At 71.3% G+C, this 23,031-nt stretch carries 23 protein-coding genes; 17 read left to right on the top strand and 6 right to left on the bottom strand.

Features of this window, described 5'->3' with window-relative positions; translation table 11 throughout:
* Positions 1-13: 13 nt before the first annotated feature.
* From ACYVP9_RS02540 to ilvN, 4 genes are read right to left on the bottom strand one after another with little or no spacing between them, the layout of a single operon-like run.
* Complete coding sequence (locus ACYVP9_RS02540; protein WP_460603116.1) at positions 14-1,363, bottom strand: dihydrolipoamide acetyltransferase family protein; 1,350 nt, start codon at positions 1,361-1,363, stop codon at positions 14-16.
* 28 nt (positions 1,364-1,391) lie between these two features.
* Positions 1,392-2,417: an alpha-ketoacid dehydrogenase subunit beta gene (locus tag ACYVP9_RS02545; RefSeq protein WP_460603117.1), complete on the bottom strand. Its 1,026-nt coding sequence runs from the start codon at positions 2,415-2,417 to the stop codon at positions 1,392-1,394.
* On the bottom strand, positions 2,414-3,526 hold the full coding sequence (locus ACYVP9_RS02550; RefSeq protein ID WP_460603118.1) for a thiamine pyrophosphate-dependent dehydrogenase E1 component subunit alpha: 1,113 nt from the start codon (positions 3,524-3,526) through the stop codon (positions 2,414-2,416). Before ACYVP9_RS02550 ends, ACYVP9_RS02545 begins: the two co-directional genes overlap by 4 nt.
* Positions 3,523-4,047: an acetolactate synthase small subunit gene (gene ilvN, locus ACYVP9_RS02555; RefSeq protein WP_460603119.1), complete on the bottom strand. Its 525-nt coding sequence runs from the start codon at positions 4,045-4,047 to the stop codon at positions 3,523-3,525. The genes ACYVP9_RS02550 and ilvN overlap by 4 nt, the downstream gene beginning before the upstream one ends.
* Positions 4,048-4,224: 177 nt before the next feature.
* On the opposite strand from ilvN, the gene ACYVP9_RS02560 reads away from it, so the two are divergent.
* Entirely contained in the window at positions 4,225-4,698 is a 474-nt protein-coding gene (locus ACYVP9_RS02560; RefSeq protein WP_460603120.1) for an Lrp/AsnC family transcriptional regulator, read from the top strand.
* 8 nt (positions 4,699-4,706) lie between these two features.
* Here the strand turns inward: ACYVP9_RS02560 and ACYVP9_RS02565 are convergent, their stop codons facing one another.
* A complete protein-coding gene (locus ACYVP9_RS02565) occupies positions 4,707-5,615 on the bottom strand; it encodes an HpcH/HpaI aldolase/citrate lyase family protein (protein WP_460603121.1) in 909 nt (302 codons plus the stop codon).
* A gap of 297 nt (positions 5,616-5,912) precedes the next feature.
* Here ACYVP9_RS02565 and ACYVP9_RS02570 point away from each other — a divergent pair, with 297 nt between their 5' ends.
* The 12 genes from ACYVP9_RS02570 (at position 5,913) to ACYVP9_RS02625 (ending at position 16,505) form a co-directional block, all read left to right on the top strand.
* Positions 5,913-6,407: a MaoC family dehydratase gene (locus ACYVP9_RS02570; protein ID WP_460603122.1), complete on the top strand. Its 495-nt coding sequence runs from the start codon at positions 5,913-5,915 to the stop codon at positions 6,405-6,407.
* A gap of 48 nt (positions 6,408-6,455) precedes the next feature.
* Positions 6,456-7,214 carry an IclR family transcriptional regulator gene (locus tag ACYVP9_RS02575; protein ID WP_460603123.1) on the top strand — a complete coding sequence of 253 codons (759 nt, stop codon included), beginning with the start codon at positions 6,456-6,458 and terminating at the stop codon, positions 7,212-7,214.
* Positions 7,211-8,002, top strand: a complete 792-nt coding sequence (locus ACYVP9_RS02580) for an alpha/beta fold hydrolase (protein ID WP_460603124.1) — start codon at positions 7,211-7,213, stop codon at positions 8,000-8,002. The genes ACYVP9_RS02575 and ACYVP9_RS02580 overlap by 4 nt, the downstream gene beginning before the upstream one ends.
* A gap of 117 nt (positions 8,003-8,119) precedes the next feature.
* Positions 8,120-9,397 (top strand): aromatic ring-hydroxylating oxygenase subunit alpha, encoded by a 1,278-nt coding sequence (locus ACYVP9_RS02585; RefSeq protein WP_460603125.1) that lies wholly within the window; start codon positions 8,120-8,122, stop codon positions 9,395-9,397.
* A 2-nt stretch (positions 9,398-9,399) separates the two neighbouring features.
* Positions 9,400-9,900: an aromatic-ring-hydroxylating dioxygenase subunit beta gene (locus tag ACYVP9_RS02590; protein WP_460603126.1), complete on the top strand. Its 501-nt coding sequence runs from the start codon at positions 9,400-9,402 to the stop codon at positions 9,898-9,900.
* A gap of 26 nt (positions 9,901-9,926) precedes the next feature.
* Positions 9,927-10,175 carry a dihydrodiol dehydrogenase gene (locus ACYVP9_RS02595; protein WP_460603127.1) on the top strand — a complete coding sequence of 83 codons (249 nt, stop codon included), beginning with the start codon at positions 9,927-9,929 and terminating at the stop codon, positions 10,173-10,175.
* A gap of 34 nt (positions 10,176-10,209) precedes the next feature.
* Positions 10,210-11,367: an acyl-CoA dehydrogenase family protein gene (locus ACYVP9_RS02600; protein WP_460603128.1), complete on the top strand. Its 1,158-nt coding sequence runs from the start codon at positions 10,210-10,212 to the stop codon at positions 11,365-11,367.
* Positions 11,368-11,398: 31 nt separating this feature from the next.
* Positions 11,399-12,277 carry an alpha/beta fold hydrolase gene (locus ACYVP9_RS02605; protein ID WP_460603129.1) on the top strand — a complete coding sequence of 293 codons (879 nt, stop codon included), beginning with the start codon at positions 11,399-11,401 and terminating at the stop codon, positions 12,275-12,277.
* 33 nt (positions 12,278-12,310) lie between these two features.
* Entirely contained in the window at positions 12,311-13,234 is a 924-nt protein-coding gene (locus ACYVP9_RS02610) for a VOC family protein (RefSeq protein WP_460603130.1), read from the top strand.
* A 67-nt stretch (positions 13,235-13,301) separates the two neighbouring features.
* The gene (locus ACYVP9_RS02615) at positions 13,302-14,258 is read left to right on the top strand and encodes an alpha/beta fold hydrolase (protein ID WP_460603131.1); all 957 of its coding nucleotides are present in this window, start codon (positions 13,302-13,304) and stop codon (positions 14,256-14,258) included.
* A complete protein-coding gene (locus ACYVP9_RS02620; RefSeq protein WP_460603132.1) occupies positions 14,251-16,299 on the top strand; it encodes an acetate--CoA ligase family protein in 2,049 nt (682 codons plus the stop codon). The genes ACYVP9_RS02615 and ACYVP9_RS02620 overlap by 8 nt, the downstream gene beginning before the upstream one ends.
* An 11-nt stretch (positions 16,300-16,310) precedes the next feature.
* A complete protein-coding gene (locus ACYVP9_RS02625) occupies positions 16,311-16,505 on the top strand; it encodes a ferredoxin (RefSeq protein WP_460603133.1) in 195 nt (64 codons plus the stop codon).
* A 45-nt stretch (positions 16,506-16,550) separates the two neighbouring features.
* On the opposite strand, the gene ACYVP9_RS02630 is transcribed toward ACYVP9_RS02625, so the two are convergent.
* Positions 16,551-17,780 carry an NAD(P)/FAD-dependent oxidoreductase gene (locus ACYVP9_RS02630; protein WP_460603134.1) on the bottom strand — a complete coding sequence of 410 codons (1,230 nt, stop codon included), beginning with the start codon at positions 17,778-17,780 and terminating at the stop codon, positions 16,551-16,553.
* A 138-nt stretch (positions 17,781-17,918) separates the two neighbouring features.
* Between ACYVP9_RS02630 and ACYVP9_RS02635 the strand changes: the two genes are divergently transcribed.
* The 4 genes from ACYVP9_RS02635 (at position 17,919) to ACYVP9_RS02650 (ending at position 22,957) form a co-directional block, all read left to right on the top strand.
* Complete coding sequence (locus tag ACYVP9_RS02635; RefSeq protein ID WP_460603135.1) at positions 17,919-19,337, top strand: aldehyde dehydrogenase family protein; 1,419 nt, start codon at positions 17,919-17,921, stop codon at positions 19,335-19,337.
* An 80-nt stretch (positions 19,338-19,417) separates the two neighbouring features.
* Entirely contained in the window at positions 19,418-20,227 is an 810-nt protein-coding gene (locus ACYVP9_RS02640) for an SDR family NAD(P)-dependent oxidoreductase (RefSeq protein WP_460603136.1), read from the top strand.
* Positions 20,228-20,258: 31 nt separating this feature from the next.
* Entirely contained in the window at positions 20,259-21,455 is a 1,197-nt protein-coding gene (locus ACYVP9_RS02645) for a cytochrome P450 (RefSeq protein WP_460603137.1), read from the top strand.
* Positions 21,452-22,957, top strand: coding sequence for a carboxymuconolactone decarboxylase family protein (locus tag ACYVP9_RS02650; protein ID WP_460603138.1), 1,506 nt, complete (start codon positions 21,452-21,454; stop codon positions 22,955-22,957). The genes ACYVP9_RS02645 and ACYVP9_RS02650 overlap by 4 nt, the downstream gene beginning before the upstream one ends.
* Positions 22,958-23,031 lie beyond the last annotated feature (74 nt).

Genomic DNA, 23,031 nt, shown 5'->3' on the forward strand with positions numbered 1-23,031 from the left:
GCGCGCCGCGCGGTCACCAGGACAGCGCGCGGGCTGGCGACTCGAGGACGCGGCCCACGTCGGCGAGGAACTGCGAGCCGAGTTCGCCGTCGACGAGCCGGTGGTCGAACGACAGGCACAACGTGGTCACGGAACGCTTGCGGATCCTGCCCTTGTGCACCCACGGGCGTTCGACGGTGCTCCCGAGCGACAGGATCGCCGACTCGCCGGGGTTGAGGATCGGCGTGGCACCCTCGACCCCGAAGACGCCGACGTTGGTGATCGTGAAGGTGCCTCCGCGCATCCGCTCGGGCGTCGTGCGGTTCGCACGACCGTCCTCGACCAGGCCGGCGATCGCGTCGGCGAGCTCGCGGAACGACAGGCGCTGCGCAGCCGCGACGTTGGGCACGATGAGTCCCCGTGGGCTGGCGACGGCGATGCCCAGGCCGACGTCGTGCAGCTGCACGATCTCCTGGGCGGCGTCGTCCCAACGGGCGTTGATCTCCGGGTGCCGGCCGAGTGACAGCACCACGGCGCGCGCCACCATCACCAGCGGGGTGAGCCGCACGTTCGCGAACGCCCGGTCGGCCCGCAGGTCGGCGAGCAGCCGCAGAGTCCGGGTGATGTCGACGGTGATCCACTCGGTCACGTGCGGAGCGGTGAACGCGCTCGTCACCATGGCCTCGGCGATGTGCTTGCGGACGCCCTTGACCGGGATGCGCGTCTCGGTCGGCTCCGCCGAGCCCGTGCGGGCCGTCGGCGTGAGGTGCGCGGCCGCCTGCTGGACGTCGCCGCGCGTGACCTGGCCGCGCGGTCCGGTGGGGGCCACCTGCGCCGGGTCGACACCGAGGCTGCGGGCCAGCTTGCGGACCGGGGGAGTGATGGGCGCGGCACGGCCAGTGCGCTCGTCGGTCCCCGACCCGATGCGGGGTGGCGACCAACCGGGGCTGCGGCGCCGTCGCGCGACCTCCCCGTGCCGGGTGCCGTAGCCAACGAGGACGGGCTCGCGACGCGGCGCCGACACCTCGGTCTCGACGGCCATCGGCTCCGGTGTCGCCACCGTCGCGTCCCGGGTCTCCGATAGTGCTTCGGTTGGACTTTCGGACGGACTTTCGGCCGGGCTGTCGGACGGGGTCTCGCCGTCCGTCCCGCCGCCGATGGTGATGATCGGCGAACCGACCGGGACGACGTCGCCGGCTGCGCAGTGCAGGGTGGTGACCACGCCGGCGTAGGGGCTCGGCAGGTCCACGACGGCCTTGGCGGTCTCGACCTCGATGAGAGTCTGGTTCACCGAGACCTCGTCGCCGACCTGCACGTGCCAGGTCACCACCTCGGCCTCGGTGAGGCCTTCTCCGACGTCCGGCATGTTGAAGATCTGGGTCACTGCGGCTCGCTCCCGGTGCGTGACGGCGTCAGTAGGTGAGCACCTGCTCGACCGCGTCGAGGACGCGGTCGATGCTGGGTAGGTAGAGGTCCTCGACCCGGCTCGGCGGGTAGGGCACGTTGTAGCCGCCGACCCTTACGACCGGCGCGTGCAGGAACTCGAAGCAGCGGGTGGTGACCTGGGCGCACACCTCGGCGCCGAGCCCGGCGAACGTCGGTGCCTCGTGCACGACCACCACCCGACCGGTGCGGCGGGCGGAGCGGGCGAAGGCGTCGCTGTCCAGGGGCGAGAGCGATCTCGCGTCGATGACTTCCAGCGACCGTCCCTCCTCGCCTGCGACCCGGGCCGCGTCGAGCGCCGTACCGACGGCCGGTCCCCAGGCGATGACGGTGACGTCGGTGCCCTCACGCACGACGCGGGCCTGCTCCAGCGACAGATGCTCTGCGGTCGGAGCCCCGACGACGACGTCGGCGCTGTCCCAATAGCGCCGCTTGGGTTCGTAGAAGATCACCGGGTCGTCGCACGCGACGGCCTGCTGGATCATGACGTGGGCGTCGGCGGGGCTCGCGCAGGCGACGACCCGCAGCCCCGGTGTGTGGCAGAAGTACGCCTCGTTCGACTCGCTGTGGTGCTCGACGGCTCCGATGCCGCCGCCGACGGGGATGCGGATCGTGACGGGGACTGCGAGCCGGCCACCGGACCGCGCCCGCATCTTCGCCAACTGGCTGACGATCTGGTCGAACCCGGGATAGACGAAGCCGTCGAACTGGATCTCGCACACGGGCCGGTACCCGCGCAGCGCCAGTCCGAGCGCTGTGCCGACGATGGCCGACTCGGCCAGCGGGCTGTCGAACACCCGGTCCGGGCCGAACTCGTCGAGCAGGCCCTCGGTGACCCTGAAGACGCCGCCGAGCGCCCCGATGTCCTCCCCGATCAGGACGACCTTGGGGTCGTCCGTCATGGCCCGCCGCAGGCCGGCGTTGAGCGCCTTGCCGAGGGGAAGGCGCTGGACCGCGGTCGCACCGGCGGGTTCGGTCAGGCTCGCGACGCTCACAGCAGTGACCTCCGGTACGCGGTGAATTCCTGGCGTTCCACGCGGAGGGCTGCGGTCTCCTCGGCGAGGGTGTGCGCGAACGTGGCTTCCAACTCGGGTTCGGGGAGGGCGAGGCACGCGGCGCGGGTCTGACTGCCGAGGTCGGCGGCCTCGGTGTCGACCTCCGACAGCCAGCTGTCGTCCCCCCACTGCTCGGTGAGCAGCAGGGTGCGCAGGCGGGCGATCGGGTCGCGGTCCTGCCACGTCCGCAGCTCGTCCGCGTCGCGGTAGCGCCGCGGATCGTCGGACGTGCTGTGTCCGGCCATGCGGTAGGTGAGCGCCTCGATGAACGCGGGGCGGCCGCCGGCGCGGACGGCCTCGACGGCGGCGCGCGTGACGGCGTAGACCGCCAGCACGTCGTTGCCGTCGACGTAGGACGTGTCGAGCCCGAAGCCGGCGGCACGCCGGTGGATCGGCGTGGCCGTCTGCGCCGAGACCGGCGTCGAGATGGCCCACTGGTTGTTCTGACAGAAGAAGACGACGGGCGCGCCGGTCACCGCTGACCAGTTGAGCGCCTCGCTCGCGTCACCCTGGCTCATGGCTCCGTCACCGACGTAGGTCAACACCACCTCGTCGCCGCCGTCGGCCTTGACGCCCATCGCGTAGCCAGTGGCGTGCAGCGTCTGGGTGCCGAGCACCAGGCTGTAGATGTGCATCCTGGTGTCGGCGGGGTCCCATCCGCCGTGGGCGGTGCCGCGCCACTGGGTCAGCAGCTGGGCGGGGGTGAGACCGCGCACGAGGCCCACCGCGTGTTCGCGGTACGACGGGAAGATCCAGTCGGACGTGCGTACGGCGTGTGCCGAGCCGATCTGCGAGGCCTCCTGTCCCTCGAGCGAGAGCCACAGGCCCAGTTGGCCTTGGCGCTGGAGGTGGAACGCCTCCCGGTCGAGGGCGCGGGCGACGACCATGTCGCGGAACAGCCGCCGGCACAGTTCGGGCGTGACGTCGAGATCGACCGGGGAGCTCGCGTCGAGCGACCCGTCCGGGCGGAGCAACTGCACCGGCTCGGGCCCGGGAACGGGGTCGGGGACGGCCGCGAGCGTCGGCTGCATGGCCACGGACGCGCTCATGCGACCACCCGGCTCAGGTGCGGGCGCCGCGCGACACCGCGCGTCGACCCGGTGCGCAGGGCGGTCGTTCCGCCGTCGATGCATTCCGTGACGCCGAAGGGCGCGAGGACGTCGAGGAAGTCGGCGACGCGGCGCGGGTCGGCAGTGAGCGCGACGCTCATGCTCGTGGGGCAGACCTCGAGGATCTCGGCGCCGAACGCCCGGGCCACGTCGAGCACCTGCCCCCGGTGCGCGTCGTCGGCCCTCACCCTGACGAGCACCAGTCGGCGGCGGTGGGCGAGGCGCTCGGTGACGTGCACCGTGCGGGCCACCCCCACGACGCGATTGAGCTGCTTGAGCAACAACTCGATGTCCCGTTCGGCGTCGGCCGTGACAACCAGACTGAGGTGGAGCTCGCCCGTGGCGCCGTGCGAACAGGTCATGCTCGACAGGTCCGCGCCGCGGTGCCGGAGCACGCCGCAGACCGCCGACAGCAGTCGCAGCCCGCCCTGCCCGGAAACGGTGATGGTGTGTTCGGTCATCTCGCCCTCGCGTCGTCCGGCGGGTCGGGCGCGCCGCCCGCTCTGTGCGAGCAGCCTCTGCGCGCTCGGCCGCCGGAGCAACACTCGCGCACCTGACGTGCGCGCGTACGCACGAAGGTCCAACAGGTGAGAGCGATCGGGTGATCGTTTGTTGCGTCCGGACCTACGGTCGCGACCGTGGCGGACGGTGGCAGCGGGCACGACGAGCCGGTCCGGGTCGACGAGATCGACCGGCGCATCCTGCAGCTGCTGCAGCAGGACGGTCGCCGCACCGTCCGCGATGTCGCCGAACGGGTGAACCTGACCGTGGCGCCGGTGTCGAGACGGATCGCGCGGCTCGAGGCTCAGGGTGTGATCTCGGGCTACGGCGCCCGCGTCGACTACTCGCGCATCGGCGGCAGTCTCGAGGCCGTGACGGAACTCCGCTTCGCCGGAGATCTCGATCTGGCCCACATCGTGGCGTTCGCGGCCGCCATCCCCGAGGTCGAGGAGGTGCTGACGATGGCGGGGGATCCGGACGCGTTCGTGCGCATCCGGGTCCGCAGCATCGAGCAGCTGCAGCACGTCGTCAACCGGCTGAGGACCGGAGGAGGCGTGACCGGGACGAAGACCCAGGTCGTGCTCGAGTCGTGGCGCAAGCCCGAGGAGTAGGCCGTCGGTCAAATCGGGTCGATCGGGTCCACGCACGCAGTGGCGATGATGCGCCGCGCCCGTTCGACGAGCGGTGCGTCGACCATTCGCCCGTCGAGACGGAACGCTCCGCGCGGGTCGGTGTCCGGGTCGTCGGCGGTCGCGACGACCCGTCGCGCCCAGTCGAGGTCGACCGCATCGGGGGAGTAGGCACGGTTCAGGACAGGCACCTGCCGCGGGTGCACGCAGTACGTGCCGGCGTAGCCCATGCGCCGCGCCGCCACGCCCCACGTACCGAGCAGGTCGAGGTCGTCGAGCTCGGCGAGGGAGCCGGCGATGCCGAGCGCGGGAATGCCATGGGCGTGGGCGGCGAGCACGAGCGCGCCGTGCGCCCACACCAGGCCCGGCGGCTCGGAGTGTCGGCCGGGAGCGCCGAGTTCCAGTTCCGCGCGCAGGTCCTCGTTGCCCAGCGCCACCGAGCGCAGGGTCCCGCTGTCGCGTAGGACGTCGCCCACGTCCAGCACGGCCCGGCTGCTCTCGATGAGCACTCCTAGCTCCGCGTCGCCGCCCGCGGCGACAAGTGCCTCGCGCACCGCGTGCACGTCGTCGGCCCGTTCGACCTTCGGGACCAGCAGGGAGCGCAGTCCCGCCTCGACGCAGGCCCGCACGTCGGCGGGTAGCGCGTCCGCGTCGGGACCGCTGTCCGCCCGGTGGTTCACGCGGACGGTGACCGTGCCGGCGAAACCGTGGGCCCGTAGTTCCCGCGCGGTGTCCGCCAGCCGTTCACGAGCCTCGGCCTTGCGTGCCGTCGCGATGCTGTCCTCCAGGTCGAGAACGATCTCGTCCGCCCCTGCCTGCGCCGCTCGCCGCGCGCGCTCCGTGGCGAGGGCGGGCAGGAAGAGCGACGTGCGAGGCGCGGCCGGGACTGCGGTCGCCATGGCGTCCTCCACGAAGATGTACGAACTGCATACAGAAAGTTTGATCTGTTCAGGAATGCGCGTGGTGAACGACACTGCGTCGGCCAAGCGTCGTGCGGCAAAGATGCTGAACGCTCGTGCTTGTGCCCTACGTTGCCGGTGTTTCCGGCGGATGACAACTGGCAAAGTTCTGCCTTGTTTTCTGTATACAGGTGTGTAACCTGTGCACAGTTTCGTCGTGTGGCTCCGACCACATGTCGCGGTCACGAGGTCGCCGTGCGGCCCGGACCACCACCTCCAGCGCGAAAGGCGAGTCCCTTGGGCGGGTTCATCGGTCGGTACCTCGAGGACTTCCGTACCGGGGAGGTGATCACCCACGGCTGGGCGCGCACGGTCACGGAGCAGGACAACCACACGTTCACGCTCATGACGTGCAACAGCAACATGACGCACACGAACGACGAGTTCGCCGGCCACACAGCCTTCGGCAAACCGCTCATGAACAGCACGTTCACGCTCGCGCTGATCAGCGGGCTGACGGTCCGCGACATCAGCGAGAACGCGATGGCGAACCTCGGCTGGGAGTCGGTCGAGATCCTGAACCCGGTCTTCGCGGGCGACACCCTCTATGCGCAGACGACGGTCCTCGACGTACGCGAGTCGAACTCCCGGCCCGACGTCGGGATCATCCGCGTCGACACCGTGGGTTACAAGGGCACCGGCGAGCGCGTCATGCGCTTCGTCCGCGCCGTGATGATCTATAAGACCGGACACGGCCCTCGCGCCGCCTGGCCGTCCCCGCTGCCGGCCTGACCCGGCCGACGTCCCACCACTCCACCGACACGATCGAGGCGGACCGACATGACAGCAGTAGTGGAGAAGCTCTTCCAGATCGTCGACTGCATCGCCAAGGGCGACGACGACGCGGTGAGCCTGGCGACGCTCACGAGGGAGACCGGCATACCCAAGGCGACGCTCTACCGCCTGCTGGGCGATCTCGTCGAGCCGGGCTTCGTCGACCACGCGCCCGGCGGGTACGCGCTGGGCGGCCGACTGTTCGATCTCGGGTCGCGCGTGCCCGCCTACCGCCACCTGAGGGAGGCCGCGGCGCCGTACCTCGAGGATCTCGCGCTCGCGACCAAGGACAGCGCGCACCTGGCGATCCGGCGCGGTCACGAGGTCCAGTACCTCGACAAGGTGCCCGGTACCTTCGCGATCCGGGCGCCCACGGCGGTGGGCCAGCGGCAGCCCCTCTACTGCACCGCGCTCGGCAAGCTGCTGCTCGCGCACGCCCCCGCGCGGACGGCGGACGAGGTGCTGCGCAGCCGGCTGCGACCGCGCACCCGCAACACCCTCGTCATGCCGGCCATGCTGCTGCGCAGCGTCGAGCGGGCCCGGGAGTCCGACGTCGCGATCGAGATGGAGGAGTTCCGGCCGGGCCTCGGCTGCATCGCCGCCCCGGTGCGCGATGCCCGGGGTCGTGTGGTCGCTGCGATCTCGCTGTCCGGCGATCCGCGGACCAAATCGACGCCGGCGTTGCACAACCGGTTGCGGCGTGCGGCCGAGCAGGTCTCGCGCGACCTGACCTTCATGACGACCGCCGCGGACGGTGCGGCGTGAGCGGGCCGGACCGGGTCCCGCCGCTGCCCGTCCACGTGTTGGCCGGACTGTCCGGCGTCGTGGCGCCCGGGACGCTCGAGCGTGTCGTCGACAGTGAGGGCCTCGGCAGCGCGGTGACGCACTGGAGCCCCCGGGACGTGCTCGGCGGCATCTCCGTGGACGCCGGCATCGAGGGCGCGGCCGAGGTCGTCGCGTCCGGCCTGGGCGCAGGGGTGGAACGGATCGACCTCGTGGCCGAGGGGTACACGGCCCCGATCGCGGTACGCGTCGCCGTCGCGCTGCCGGACGTGGTGCGCAGTCTCGTGCTCATCGGCCCGAGCGGGTACGCCCGTCCGGTCTCCGGCGGGATCGACGTCCGCCCCGGGACCCCGGGCATGCCGGGCGTGTTCGACGCGCTGACGTCGGGGAGTCCGGCGGCCGACGCCGCCCTCGCCCGGCTGGCGGTCACGACTCTTCCCGAAGCCCGTGTCGACCTCACGGCTCTCGACCTCGTGTCGCGGTGGTGGTCGTCCGGTGCCTTCGACTGCGTTGGAGATCCGAACCGACAGCGGGAACTGCGCGGCGTGCGACAGCCGGTGCAGCTCGTCGTCGGACGGGACGACGCGGTGGCCGGTCCCGACTCCGCGTTCTTCCTGCTACGCCGCCTGCGCAACGTCCAGTTGCGCATGATCGCCACCTCGGCCCACCTGGTCGCGGTCGACGACCCGGACGTCCTCGCGCGCGTCGTCCGGACGTTCCTCGGCGTCTCGCACGAGGCCGAGCAGCTCGCCCCGATCGGGACGGGCTGACCCCGTCCCGGTTCGAACCGGTGGTCCACGATGCGGTTCGTCGCGCTTGTGGTGCGATCACCGGGCGGCAAGGCTGACAAGGACGGCAGAGCAGGCCAGCGCACGAACGGAGACACGGTGGGTTCCAACAAGTCGGCGACCGATCTGGTCGATCTGGATCGCGGCCGTGTGCACATGGCGATCTACTCCGACCGCGATGTCTACGACCTGGAGATGCGCCGCATCTTCTACGCCACCTGGGTGTACCTCGGCCACGAGAGCGAGATCGCGGAGCCGGGCGACTACAAGACCACGCAACTCGGGCGGGTGCCGATCATCCTCACCAGGGGCGAGGACGGCGAGGTGAACGCCCTGGTCAACCGCTGCGCGCACCGCGGCGCGACGGTGTGCCAGCGGGACACCGGCAACGCCAACTACTTCAAGTGCGAGTACCACGGCTGGGTGTACAGCAACACCGGCACCCTCACCGGCGTCAGCCTGCGCTCCGGGTTCGCCGACGGTGAGTTGCCCTCGGGACTGGGACTCCAGCGGTTGCCGCGGGTCGAGTCCTACCGGGGCCTGATCTTCGGCTCGGTCAACCACGCAGTGGTGCCGCTGCAGGAACACCTCGGCCTCGCCCTGCCCTACATCGACGACTGGGCCGACCAGACCGCCAGCGGGCGGGTCGTGCTGCGTGGCGGCGACTGGAAGTTCACCTACAACGGCAACTGGAAGTTGCAGGTCGAGAACAGCACCGAGGGGTACCACCCCGACTTCCTGCACCAGGCCGCCGTCCGCGTACAGGCACACAACCGCGCCCGCGTGCGCGGCCCGGAGAACAAGGTGCGCGGAGTCAAGATCGCCGCGTTGGAGGGCAAGGGGAAGGATCTCGGCCACGGCCACAACCTGGTGGAGACCCCTCAGGTCTCCACCCTGATGCGCCGGCGGTTCCCGGCGGAGTTTCTCGACTCGCTCGCCGCGGCGCACGGCAGCGACCGGGTCGACCGGCTCATCGGGCCCCCGTGGCGCTTGATGATCTTCCCGAACCTCTCGCTCGCCGGCTCGAACGTCCGCGTGATCCAGCCACTCGGACCCGACCGCACCGCGGTGCGCCAGTACTTCGTCGACCTCCCGGACGCCCCGGACCAGGTCCGGCAGTTCCGCCTGGCGCAGGAGCAGGGCTTCTACGGGCCGGCGGGTTACGGCGGCGCCGACGACGCGGAGATGTTCGAGCGGATCCATGAGGGTGTCGGCTCGGCCGACTGCGACGTGCTCGACCCGTGGGTGTTGTTCAGTCGCATGCTGACGAGCGAGACCCGCTCCGAGAACGGCGAGCTCGTCGGGCACTCGACGAGCGAGATCACCCAGCGGGCGGTCTACCGCGGCTGGCACGAGCTGATGTCGGCGGAGGGCTGATCGTGCAGACCGCGATGCTGGACCACGCCACCGCCGCCGCGCTCGTCCACCTGGAGGCCAGGCTGCTGGACGAGAACCGCCTGCACGAGTGGCTGGACCTCCTCACCGACGACGTCGTGTACTGGGTGCCGCTCGTCCCGGGCAGCGACCCCCGCCGCGACCTGTCGATCTGCCGCGACGACCGCTTCGCGCTCGAGGCCCGCGTATGGCGCATCCTCGAGTCGGGCGTCAACCACAGCCAGGACCCGCCGTCGCGCACCGTCCGCGCGGTCAGCAACGTCGAGGTCTTCCCCGACGAGGAGGGTGGTCCGGCTGTTCGCTTCGTCACCACTCTCTACGAGGTCCGTCCCGGCGGCCAGCGCAGTCCCGACCCGCTGCGGGTCTATCCGATGCGGTGCGACTACCGGGTGCGACAGGAGTCAGGCTCATGGCTGATCAGCCACCGAACGCTCACCATCCTGCAGGCGGACATGGACCTCGCTCCGCTGACGTTCCTGCTCTGACGCTGGCCGCCGACGGCACGACGCTGGTGCTCAGTAACGAGTTCGCCACCGTCTACGTCCGGATCGACCACACCGGAAACGGTCCCCGGCTGGCCGTCGCCGACCCCTCGGCCGGCCAGGAGATCCTGCTGGACCCGCTGGAGCTGCAGGCGCTGGCCTGGAGCCGTCACAGCACCCTCAACGATTTGCTCAAACCTGCGCACAAGGAGGCCCGGCTCGCCGAGTCCGACGGCAATGACGCCGAGGACGCCGAGGACGCCGAGGACGACGCGTGACCGGACCGACCCGTCCCACACGGAAGAAGCACTCATGACCCAGCTGTCACCCGAAGAGACCCAGCTCGTCCGCACGGTGCGCGAATTCGTCGACACCGAGGTACGACCGGCAGTGGCCGAACTCGAGCACGAGAACACGTACCCCGAGAAGCTGATCGAGACCATGAAGGAGATCGGGATCTTCGGGCTCGTCGTCCCCGAACCGTGGGGCACCGGGCGGGTGTCGACGGAATGCTTCGCCCTGGTCACCGAGGAGCTCGCCCGTGGCTGGGTCAGCCTCGCCGGTGCCATGGGCGGGCACTCGGTGATCGCGTCGCTGATCGCGAAGTTCGGCACCGACGAGCAGAAGCAGCGCTACCTGCCGCGCATGGCCGACGGCGAGATCCGAGCCGCGATGGCGCTGACCGAGCCCGACGGCGGCTCGGATCTGCAGGCCATGAAGACCGTCGCGCGTCGCGAGGGTGACGAATACGTGATCAACGGCTCGAAGATGTGGATCACGAACGCGCGCCGCGCCGGTGTCATCGGCCTGCTGTGCAAGACCGACCCCACGGCCACACCCGCCCACCGGGGCATGAGCCTGCTGCTCATCGAGCACGGCCCCGGCTTCGAGGTGTCCCGCGACCTGCAGAAGCTGGGCTACAAGGGCATCGAGACGTGCGAGCTCAGCTTCCAGGACTTCCGTCAACCCGCGGACGCCGTGCTGGGCGGCGAGGAGGGGCGCGGCTTCAACCAGATGATGGCCGGGCTGGAGATCGGCCGCATCCAGGTCGCCGCCCGCGCCACGGGCATCGCCCGCGCCGCGCTGGACGCCTCGATCACCTACGCCGCCGACCGTCGCGCGTTCGGCAAGCCGATCTGGCAGCACCAGTCCGTCGGCAACCACCTCGCCGACATGGCCACGAAGCTGCAGGCGGCGCGACTGCTGACGCTCGATGCCGCCCGCGCCTTCGACGCCGGCAAACGCAGCGACATGGAAGCGGGAATGGCCAAGCTCTACGCCACCGAGATCGCCACCGAGGTGACCCTGTCCGCGATGCGCGTGCACGGCGGCGCGGGCTACTCGCTCGAGTACCCGATCGAGCGGCTCTACCGCGAGGCGCCGCTGTTCCTCGTCGGCGAGGGCACGAACGAGATCCAGCGCAACGTCATCGTCCGACAACTCATGGACCGCGGCGGGATCCCGGTCTGAGGCCGCACCGACGAACGCGGAGGAGATCACGATGAGCGCGACGGTGACAGCGAGCGTGCAGTACCGGTCGGAGCCGCTGGAGCACGACGGGTACCGCACCGCCTACCTCGACACCGGCCCGCACGACGGCGTCCCTGTGGTCGCGGTGCACGGCTCGGGACCCGGAGTGTCCGCAGCGGCGAACTGGCGTCCGGTGTACGGCTCCGCACTGGCCGCCACCCGGCGGGTGGTGGCACCCGACATCGCCGGGTTCGGCGCCACGGACGTCCCTGAGGGACGTCCGCTCAGCCACGAGACCCGCGTCGAGCACCTGATCGGCTTCCTGGACGCGCTGGGCGCCGGACCCGTGGACGTCATCGGCAACTCGATGGGCGGCGGCCTCGCGCTCGCGGTGGCCGACCGTCGCCCCGACCTCGTCCGCTCGCTCGTGCTCATGGGGTCGGTGGGGGTGACGTTCCCGATCACCGACGGCCTGTCGAAGGTGTGGGGGTACCGGCCGAGCTTCGAGGCGATGCGCGAGTTGATGACGCTGTTCGCCTACGACCCGAACCTGGTCTCCGACGATCTGGTGCGGCTGCGCCACGAGACGAGCGCGGAGCCGCACAACCGTTCCCGGTACGAGGCGGCGTTCACCGAGCCACTGCAGCAGCACGTCGAGGCGATGGCGCTGGCGCCCGAGGCGCTCGCGCGCATCACCGTCCCGACGCTGCTGATCCACGGTGCCGAGGACCTCGTCGTGCCGTTGTCCACCAGCCTGGACCTCGTGCGCCTGCTGCCGGCGAGCGACCTCGTCGTGTTCGGGCACTGCGGCCACTGGACCCAGATCGAGCGCACGGCCGACTTCGTGCGGCACGTCGGCGACTTCCTCGACGTCGTGGACGCACGCGCCACCGCGCGCACGACGCACTGACCCACTCACCCGACCACAGCCGAAGGACGAGCCATGACCGACGAGCACGACACGCTTCCCACCGTGCAGGTTCTCAACCTGGGTTACCTGGGTGTCCAGGTGCCCGACATCGACGCCTGGATGACATTCGGGCGCGACGTCCTCGGTGCCGAGATGTCGACGTCCGAGGACGGCACCACCGGCTACATGAAGACCGACGAACGCGTCTGGCGTGTCGCGTTCCACCAGGGTGAGCGAGGCAACGTCGCGTACCTCGGCTTCGAGGTGCAGGGCCCGCGGGAGCTGCGTCGGGCCCAGGCGGTCCTGAAGGCGCACGGGGTCGACAGCGAATGGGTCGACGGCGATCGCGCCGCCGAGCGCAAGGTGGCCGAGCTCGTCCGGCTGCGCGACCCCGCCAGCAACCTCGTCGAGATCTTCTACGGCCAGTACAACGACTACAGTTTCCGGTCGCCGCTCGGGGTCTCGCGTTTCGTCACCGGACCCCAGGGCCTCGGCCACGCGGTCCTGGGAGTGGGCGATCTCGACGCGACCGTCGACTTCTACCTCGACGTCTTCGGTTTCGCGATCAGCGATCTCGCGGTTCAGGGCAAGTCGCGCACGATCTTCCTGCGGTGCGGCGCCCGGGAGCACACACTGGCCCTCTTCGACACCGATCCGGCGCGGGCGCCGAAGCTGCACCACTTCATGCTCGAGGTTGGTGAGCTGGACGACGTGGGCATGGCCTACGACCGCGTGTTCGACCACGAGGTACCGCTGACGCTGACGCTGGGGCGGCACACGAACGACTCGATGGTGTCCTTCTACTGCAAGTCCCCGGCGGGCTTCCAGATCGAGTACGGCTGGCAGGGACGGCAGATGACGCCGTCGGACGCCGCGACGACGATGGTCAAGGGCGACGTGTGGGGCCACCGGTTCGTCGACGGTAAGTCGGTCAACGAGCTGATCAAGAAGAAGTGACCGTGCCCGTCTCATCACGCGGTCTCCGTCCGTTGCCCCGAGCGGCGGGCCTACCGACGATGTCGTCGTGACATCGACGCCCTCGGACGCGCGGACCGCGTACCTCGACCACGACGGCACCCTCGTCTTCTACGAGGTGGAGGGGCGGGGTGACGAGCACGTCGTGCTACTGCACGGCGGTGGTCCAGGAGCCTCGACCCGCAGCAACTTCCAGTACAACCTCGAGGCCCTCGGCGAGCGCTACCGGCTGATTCTTGTCGACCTGCCGGGGTACGGGCGGTCGGGGCCGGCGAGCGAGGCATCGCGCGACTCCGCCTTCGCGTACTACGCGGGCGTGGTCGTCGCCGTGCTCGACGAGCTCGGCGTCGAGCGGGCGCATCTCGTCGGCAACTCGCTCGGTGGCGGCGTCGCCTTCCACGTCGCACGCCGCCACCCGGACCGTGTCCGCCGGCTGGCGCTGCTCGGTCCGGCCGGCGTGTGTTACCCGATCTTCTCGCCGTCAGGACGGGTCCACGCGACGCTGGGCGAGCGCAGCGGTGACCTGCTCCGGTCCCCGAACCCGACGACGATGCGCGCCTTCCTCGAGGAGATGGTCTTCGACCGCTCGGCCATCACCGACGAGGTGATCACCGAACGGCTCGCGGCGCTCGGTGAGCTCACCGCACGCGACGACCCCGGCTCGCCGATCTTCGCCATGTGGCTGGAGAGCAAGGATCGGGTCGTGAAATTCAACCCGGCCGACTTCGAGAGCTGGCTCTCCTGCCAGGACGTCGCCGCTCCGACACTGCTGATCTGGGGCCGCGACGACCACTTCAACCCGGTCGACGGCGCGCTCTACCCGCTGCGCTACATGCCGCATTGCGAGCTGCACGTGTTCGGTCGTTGCGGGCACTGGGCTCAGGTCGAGCACCGGCGCGAGTTCGATGCCGCGGTTCTCGACTTCTTCGGCCGCGACAGCGCTTCGCACGGCTCGGAGACCGACACGCGTGCAACGGTGCGCATCGGCGGGGGTGCGCATGTCTGACGGTGTCGACCTGTCCCGCCTGTATTCGCCGCGGCGGATGGCCGTGGTGGGGGCGCACGACGCGAAACCCCCGTTCGACTTCATGACCGCCCAGCTGGAGGCCCGCGCCCGCGCGGTCGGCGGCGAGTTCATCCCTGTCAACCCGACGCGCGAGACCGTCATGGGTTACGCGACAGTCGCGGACGCGAGCGCCCTGCCCGACGAACTCGACGTGGTCGTCGTTCTCATCGCCCAGGTCAAGGACGTCCTGCTGGCGCTCGCCGGCAAACGGGTGGCCTTCGTCGTCGTGCACGCCTCGGGGTGGTCCGAGCTCGGCACCGACGAGGGACGGGCGGCCGAGCGCGAGATCGTCCAGCTGGCGCACGGCCTCGGCGCGCGGATGGTGGGGCCGAACACCAACATGAATCTGTTCGAGGTGCTGGCGCCGTCCGACGCGCCGCGCATCGGTGTCGTCGCACAGAGCGGGCACCAGGGCCGTCCCATCGTCTCGGCGCAGGCGCTGGGCATGGGCGTCTCGTACTGGATCACCACCGGAAACGAGGCCGACCTGCGGGCGGCCGACTTCATCGAGTTCATGGCGGGCACGCCCGAGACCGGTGCGGTCGCCGCCTACATCGAGGGCTTCCGCTCCGGCGAGGGCCTGCGCCGGGCCGCGGCCGCGTGCATCACCGAGCAGACCCCGCTGATCGTGGTGAAGGTGGGCCGGTCGGCGCAGGGCGCCGCGGCCGCGCTGTCGCACACCGGGCAGCTGGCCGGGGCGGACGAGACCCTCACCGCCTTCTTCGAACAGAACGCGGTGCACCGCGTCGTCGACCTCGACGAACTGCAGGAGGTCGCGAGCGCGGTCGCGCGGGTCGGTGTCCTGCCCGAGGCCGACGGCGTGGCGGTGTGCAGCGCGTCCGGCGGGTGCAACGCGCACCTCGTCGACCTGATCACCGACTCCGGCCTCACCGCTCCAGAACTGAGCGAGAAGACGCAGGACCGGTTGCGCGAACTGCTCGGACCCAACCTGTCGGTCGTCAACCCGGTCGACAACGGCGGACGCAGCCTGCTGCTCGGCAAGGGCCCGGAGATGATCGACGCGATCATGGACGATCCCGCGGTCGGAGTGGTCCTGCTGCCGGTGTCCACGCCGTTGCCGGCGATGGCACAGCCGATCCGGGACACCGCTCTGCACGCGTTCCGCCGGGGTGACAAGCCCGTGATCGCGCTGTCGCTGATGCCCTCGACGGACGACCCGGTGTTCCGCGACCTGGCCGCGGCCGGCGTCCCGGTGGTGCGCAACATGCGCAATGCCATCAGCGCAGCGAAGGCCATCCTGAATCATCCGGGCCGACGGTTCCCCGACGGGCCGATGCCGGGCCTCACCGATGTCGTGGTCCGGGACCGCGGCGAAGGACGCCTGCTCGACGAGGCCGCGAGCCTGCAGTGGCTGGCCGAGCGTGGGCTGCGCCCGGTCGAGCACCGCGTCGCGGCGGACGCGGACGAGGCCGCCGAGGCCGCCGCCGCTATCGGCTACCCCGTGGTCGCGAAGGCCGTGGTGCCGGGTCTCGCCCACAAGAGCGACGCCGGCGGCGTCGTGGTCGACATCCGCGACGAGGCCGCGCTGCGCGCCGTCATCGACGACTTCGGCCGACGTTTCGGTTCGCCCGGTCTCGACGGCGTTCTCGTCGAGGAGTTCCTGCAGGGCGGCGTCGAGCTGCTGCTCGGCATCTCGACCGATCCGCTGCTGGGCCCGGCCGTCGTGGTCGGTGCCGGCGGCGTCGACGCCGAGGCGCTTCGCGACACCGCGCTGTCGGTCGTGCCGTTCGATCGGGCCCGGGCCGAGCACATGGTCGACTCGCTGCGGGTGTCCCGGTTGCTGGCACCCTGGCGCGGCCGGCCCGCCCTGGATCGCGACGCGGTCGTCGACGCCCTCATGGCGCTCGAGACGATCGCGCGCTCGGGCGACGTCGCCGAACTCGACATCAATCCGCTGCTCGTGCTGCCGGACGGCGTCCGCATGCTCGACGCCGTCGTCGCCCTCAACGACCCGCTGTGAAAGGTTCGCCCGTGAAGATCGACATCGACCGTGACGCCTGCCAGGCCTACGGGCTGTGCGCCATCAGCGCCCCCGAGGTGTTCGACGTCGACGAGGACGGTTACGTGGTGTCGCTGATCGACGGCGACGTGCCGGACAGCTTGGCCGAGTCCGCTCGCGAGGGCGTCCACGTCTGCCCCGCGCAGGCGCTGCGCGAGGTCCACTGACGGGGGACGGGTGAGGCCGGGACCACCGGCTTCACCCGACCGATCTCACCCGATCAGGTCGACGGCCTCGCCGACCGGCGCCTGCCGTGCCACCAGCGGGCGCAGTTTCATCAGCACCGGCGCCGCGTTCAGCGTGACGACGCCGACGAGCGTCGAGCCGGTCGTGTAGAGCAGGACGCTGCCCTTGCCGTTCGGGGTCTCCAGCCGCCGCGGCTCGCCGTCGGCCTCGGTGGTGCCGAGCACCTGCAGGTGGACGCCGTGCTGGTGGCTCCAGAAGTACGGAACCGGTGCGTGCGCGGTCAGCGCGTCGTCGTCCGTGGCGAGCAGGTTGTCGGCCACGACGGTGGCCTGCTCGTGCGCATTGAACCAGTGCTCGACCTGCAGATGGCGTCCGTAGCCCCGGTGGAACGACTCGGCGACGTCGCCGGCGGCCCACACACCCTCGACGTCCGTGCGGCCGTACTCGTCGGTGACGACACCGCGCGCGACCGTGACCGGCGTGTTCGTCAGCACGTCGGTCGCCGGGACGCCGCCGAGACCGAGCAGCACCTCATCGACCTCGAGGCGGCTGCCGTCGGACAGCTCGAGTGCCTCGACCCGTCCGCCGTCCGCGTTCGCGCGCACCCCGGACACCCCCACGCCCGTGCGGAGGACGACCCCGGACGCCCGCTGCCGAGCGGCGAGGTCGGTGCCGGGCACCGGCCCGAGGCTGCGGTGCAGGGGCACGGGCATGGGGTCGATCACGGTGACCGAGAGGCCCGCGGCCACGGCTCCCGACGCCACTTCGCTGCCGATGAACCCGGCGCCCACCACGGCGAGCCGGTCGGTGGCGCCGAGGGCCGTCCGCAGCCGGGCCGCGTCGTCGTACGTGCGCAGCACGTGGACGTTCGTATGTCGCGCGGGATCGGCGTCGGGCAGCACCCGCGCCGTCATGCCCGTGGTGACGACGACATCGTCATAGGGCAGGACCGTGCCGTCGGCGAGACGCACCTGCCGCCGCGCCGTGTCCACGCCCGCCACCGGTGAACCGAGGTGCACGTCGACGCCCAGGTCGCCGGTGAGCGACTGCCGGACCAACGTCGTGGGCGGGTCCGCGGACCAGAGCTGCTTCTTCGACAGCGGCGGTCGGTCGTATGGCTCGTGCTGCTCGTCGCCGACGAGGGCTATGCGGCCGTCGAAACCGCGTCGTCGCAACTGTTCGCAGACCCGCAGTCCGGCGAGGCCGGCGCCGAGGACGACGACGTGACGAGGTTTCCCGCGGTCGGCAGATGACATGTGCCCATTCAGCAGGCCGCGGCGCCTGCCGGTCCATCGGCGTCTCTCAGCGGATGGGACGACGGTGACGACAACGGTCGCCGAGGCCTCCAGGATGGAACCGCCCCGGCGTCCGAGTCGGTGCAGGAGAGGAACCCGGTGTCGCACGCGATCCACAACCCAGCCCGCCCGCACGAGACGGTGGGGTCGGTGGAGTTGCTGAGCCGCGACCGGGTGGAAGCCGCCGTCGGCCGGGCGCACGCCGCGCGCGCAGGGTGGAGACGGCTCGACCCCGCCGATCGCATCGCGTCGCTGACGGCGGCGATGGACGCGGTGGGCCCGGCGTCGGAGGATCTCGTCGACCTGCTGGTCCGCGAAAACGGCAAGGTCAGGGCCGAGGCGGCGATCGACCTCGGGGGCCTTCGGGGTCTGCTCACGGCGACCGCGATGTTCGCCGACGTGCTGGAACCACGTTCGGACGACGCCGTTCCGCGCCGCCTGGTCCACCGGCGCCGACCGCTCGGAGTCGTGCTCGTCCTCGTGCCGTTCAACGCCCCCGTTGCGCTCGCGGCAGCGCACGTGATGCCTGCCCTGATCGCGGGCAATCCCGTCGTCGTCAAGGTGCCGTTGCTGGCGCCGCTGGCCGTCACCGAGGTGCTCGGGCGCCTCGCCCGGGCCCTGCCCGACGGGGTGGTCGAAGTCGTCACCTGTACCGACGACCTGGCCGGCGCGGCGCTGGTGGGCGACCGGCGAATCCGCAAGATCGGACTCACCGGCGGGGCCCGCACCGCGGTCGCCGTCCTGAACTCCCTGCGTGACGTCAAGGAGTTGTCCTTCGAACTCGGGGGTAACGACGCCGCCGTGCTGCTCGAGGACGCCCCGGTGACCGCCGAGATCGCCGAGCGTCTGACGGCGGGTGCGCTGTCGTTGAACGGGCAGTACTGCTCGGCGGTCAAGCGCGTCTACGTGCACCGCTCGCGCCTGGCCGAGCTCACCGACGCTCTCGCCGACGCGTTCGACAAGGTGGTCGTGGGTGACGGTCTCGACCCCCAGGTCACGCTCGGACCGGTGATCTCGCGCGCGTCGGTCGAACGGTCGCACGATCTCGTGGCCGACGCCGTCGAGAGAGGCGGGCGCGCGATCGCCGGTGGCCGAATGCCCGACGCCGCCGACCTCGCGGACGGCTACTTCGTGCGGCCGACGCTCGTCGCCGACGCCGTTCAGGACTGCGCCCTCGTGCAGGAGGAGCAGTTCGCGCCGGTGCTGCCGATCATCGCCTTCGACGACGACGACACGGCAATCGCGATGGTCAACGACGACGACTACGGGCTCGGCGCCGGCGTCTGGAGCATCGATGAGGAACGCGCCGCCGATGTCGCCGCCCGGTTGGACGTCGGCATCGCCATCGTCAACGGCACCGCGTTCGACACCAAGGACCTGCGCACGCCGTTCGGCGGCAGCAACCAGAGCGGCATCGGACGACTGCTGGCCGGGGCGGGTCTCGAGGCGTACTCGAGCGGGCACGTCGTGGTGCACGGCGACCTGAACCGGTCGGGCAGCGCGCTCGTGGGCCGTTGACCGGAGGTCCACGAGATGGCACCACGGCATTGCCGACGCGGGCGGGTCACGCCAGGCTGTCGGGTCGGAGCGAGGACGGGATGACACACACGGTGACGCAGACGGTGCAGCAGCTTCAGGACAAGGTCGTCGTGGTGACCGGGGCGGGTCAGGGCCTCGGTCGCGCGTACGCCGAGCACGTCGCGGCCTGCGGCGCCGCCGTCGTGGTGGCCGAGGTGGTCGCCGAGCGCGGCGAACGGACCGCCGCCGACATCACGGCCGCCGGGGCGCGTGCCCTAGCGGTCCACACCGACGTGACCGACGCCGAATCGGTCGCTGCCCTGGTCGAGCGCACCGTGGCCGAGTTCGGGCGCGTCGACGGCCTGGTCAACAACGCGGCGATCTACGACGGTCTCGTGCCCGTGGCTTCGACCGACCTGGACGTCGGGCGGTGGGAGCGGGTGTTGCGGGTGAACGTGTGGGGTTCGTTCCTCTGCGCCCGCGCCGTGGCGCCGGTGATGGCCGCGCAGGGGTCCGGGCGCATCGTCAACGTGGGCTCGACGACTGCCCTGCTCGGCGTCCCCATGATGGCCGACTACGTGGCCTCGAAGGGGGCCGTCGCCGCACTCACCCGGTCGCTGGCGAGGGAGTGGGGCTCGGACGGCATCACCGTCAACGCCATCGCTCCCGGCGGCACCTGGACGGAGGCGGCGCAGCACCTGTTCGCAGGTGACGGGGCGACGCCGCCCGACCCCGGGCAGGTCCGGGCCGCCGCCATCGCCGGCCAGGCGATCAAGCGGCAGGAGTACCCCGACGACGTCGTCGGCGCGGTGGCGTTCCTGCTGAGTGACGCGGCGGCCATGATCACCGGACAGCTGCTGGTGATCGACGGCGGCATGGTTCTGCACTGATGCACCACCCGTCGCGCGAACGGAGCACAGCATGACCTCGACCGTCCCTGCCGAGCACCACCCGGTGGCGCTCGACTTCGACATCAACGACCAGCGGATCGCGCACGATCCGTACCGGGTCTACGAGCAGTTGCGGGCGATCGGGCCCGTCGTCTACAGCCGTGCGATGGGTTACGTCGTCACCAGCTTCGCGCTCGCCGACGAGGTGCTGCGCGACTGGGAGACGTACAGCTCGACCCAGGGCAAGGGGCCCAACCCGGCCGCCGTCCGGCGCCGACTCGAGGGGACCGAGATCGCGCACACGTACGCCGACTTCCCGGTCGTCCCCATCGAGGTCGACCCGCCGGTGCACGCGGGCTACCGCGGCATCCTCGGACCGACATTCAGCGCACCGGCCGTGCGTAGCAACTGGGGCGACATGATCCGGCGGACCGCCCGGGAGCTGCTCGACGGGTTCGGCGGGCGTGACGTCGTCGACATGGCGACGGAGTTCGCGATCCCGATGGCCGGGCTGGTGCTGGCCGGCGTCGCCGGCCTGCCGGCGAAGGACCGGCCGCTGTTCCAGGAATGGGCCACCGACATCGACGGCCACATGGCCGAGCTGGATACCTACCTGCGGGTCATGATCGACAGGGCGGGAACCGGTGTCTTCGCCGACCTGGGCCGGGCGGAGATCGACGGACGCGCCCTCACTGCGGCCGAGAAGACCGGCTACGGACTCATCCTCATTCACGCCGGGTGGGAATCGACGGGCTCGGCGATCGCCACCGCCGTTCACTTCCTCGCCACCCACCCGGAACACCGGGCAGCGCTGGCCGCCGACCCGTCACTGACCCCGGCCGCGGTCGAGGAGCTGCTGCGCACGGACACACCCGCGCAGGCGCTGTGGCGGACGACCACCCGCGACACCGTCCTCGGCGGCGTGCCGATCCCGGCGGGGGAGAAGGTGCTCGTGCTGTGGGGTGCGGCCAACCGCGACGACGGCGTGTTCGACGGCGGCGGCCTCGCGCAGCTGGACCGCTCGCCCAACCGGCACATGGTGTTCGGCCGCGGCATCCACGCCTGCCTCGGGCAACACCTTGCGCGACTCGAACTGCGCACGGCCATCGACGAGCTGCTGGCCGCCTACCCGCACTTCGGGCTCGCCGACGAGGCCGGGATCGAGATCCACCAGGGCGCGGTGCGGGCGATCCGGCGGCTCCCCGTCCGCCTGACGACGCAGGAATGACAATGTCCGAGAGCGAGCCCGACGGCCGTTCCTTCGACCTGGAGGCGGCCTTCGCCGCCGGTCTCGAACGCATGAGCCGGGCACTCGGTCCCGACGTGGCCGATGCGGCCCGTCGAGAGGCCGAGCGCGCCCGGACCAAGGGCGACGCCGCCCGGATCGAGGTGCCGCTCGCGACGACCTGGGGTTGGCTGATGGGTCGGCCCGGGCTCAGCGAGCGCGACCGCGTCATCGCGATGCTGGCGGTCGACGTCGCCCGCGGCACCCGACGGGCGCTGGCCGAACACCTCCAGCTGGCGAGCGCCTCGGGCATCGGCGACGCCGAGCTGCGCGAGCTGTTCGTCCACCTCGGCCCGTACGCCGGGTACCCGGCGCTGAACGACGCGAGCCAGGTGCTCAGCGCGCACCTGGCGCAGCGCCGTGCCGCGCCGGCCGGCGACGAGGCGCGCGACTCCGGGCGGAGCGGTGACCACGGCTGGCTCGGCCGCCCGGCCGTCCTGCACCAGGTGAGCGTCGCGGTGCGCGACGCCGCCCGGGCGGCGGACGCGCTCTCGACCCTGCTCGGCATCGAGCAATGGGACGTCGCCCTGCTCGACGAGACCAGGGCCGAGCTGACCGTCGACGGTCGCCCACAGGACTACGTCCTGGTGCGCGCGGTCGGCCGCACCGCGGACGGGCTGCGGATCGAACTGCTCGAGCCCCGCCGGGGACGCACTCCAGCGCTGCTCTCGCTGCTGACCCGCGGCCCGGCGGTGCTGGGTGCGGTCGTCGCCGAGGGTGCGGAACCACCACGCCACCCGTCCGCCCCCGGCGACGTCACCTGGAGTGTGGGTGGCGACGCCGTGCTGCACAGCTACGACACCGCCGGTGCGCTCGGCTACCGGGTGGAGGTCGTCGGCCCGGACCTCGCCGCGTTCGACACCGCGCTGGGCGCGGACGAGACCTGGCGGCCCGCCGCCACGGCGCTGCTTCCCGCCGGCCCGCTCAACCACGTGGGCGTCGTCGTCGAGGACGTGGTGGACGGCACGGCGGCGCAGGCGGCCGCCTTCGGCCGCGAGCGCTGGCCGGTCCTGAACTTCAGCACGGCGGACGGGTCGCTCACCGACGCACGCTTCCACGAGCGGCCCGGCACCGAGAGCTACCTGTCGTCCATCGCCGGGGTCGGCCGCTTCGCGGTCGAGGTCATCGAGCCGACCGGCGGGCCGAGCCGATATCGCGAGGAGTTCCTGCACACGCGGGGCCAGGGCATTCACCACCTGTTCTTTGCTCCCCTCGACCCTGCGTCCGACTGGGACGAGCTGGTGACGCGGCTCGCGGACCACGGCTACGGCCTGGCGACGGACGCGCGCGGCTGGGAGGACGCGGTCCAGTACGCTTACGTCGACGCCCTCGATGTCGTCGGGTTCGACCTCGAGCTGGTGCACATGCTGCGCGACGTCCGGCTCGACACCCGGTCCGCGGCGGTCATGACCCTTCGACACCGGGGTGACGGTCTCGCAGGGTGAGCCCGGGGTGTTGGGTCGGACGCCGAGTTTTGACACCCTCTGGCCATCGTGTCGGCGATCCGTCGCCCGGCACC

Source organism: Jatrophihabitans fulvus (assembly GCF_054781375.1).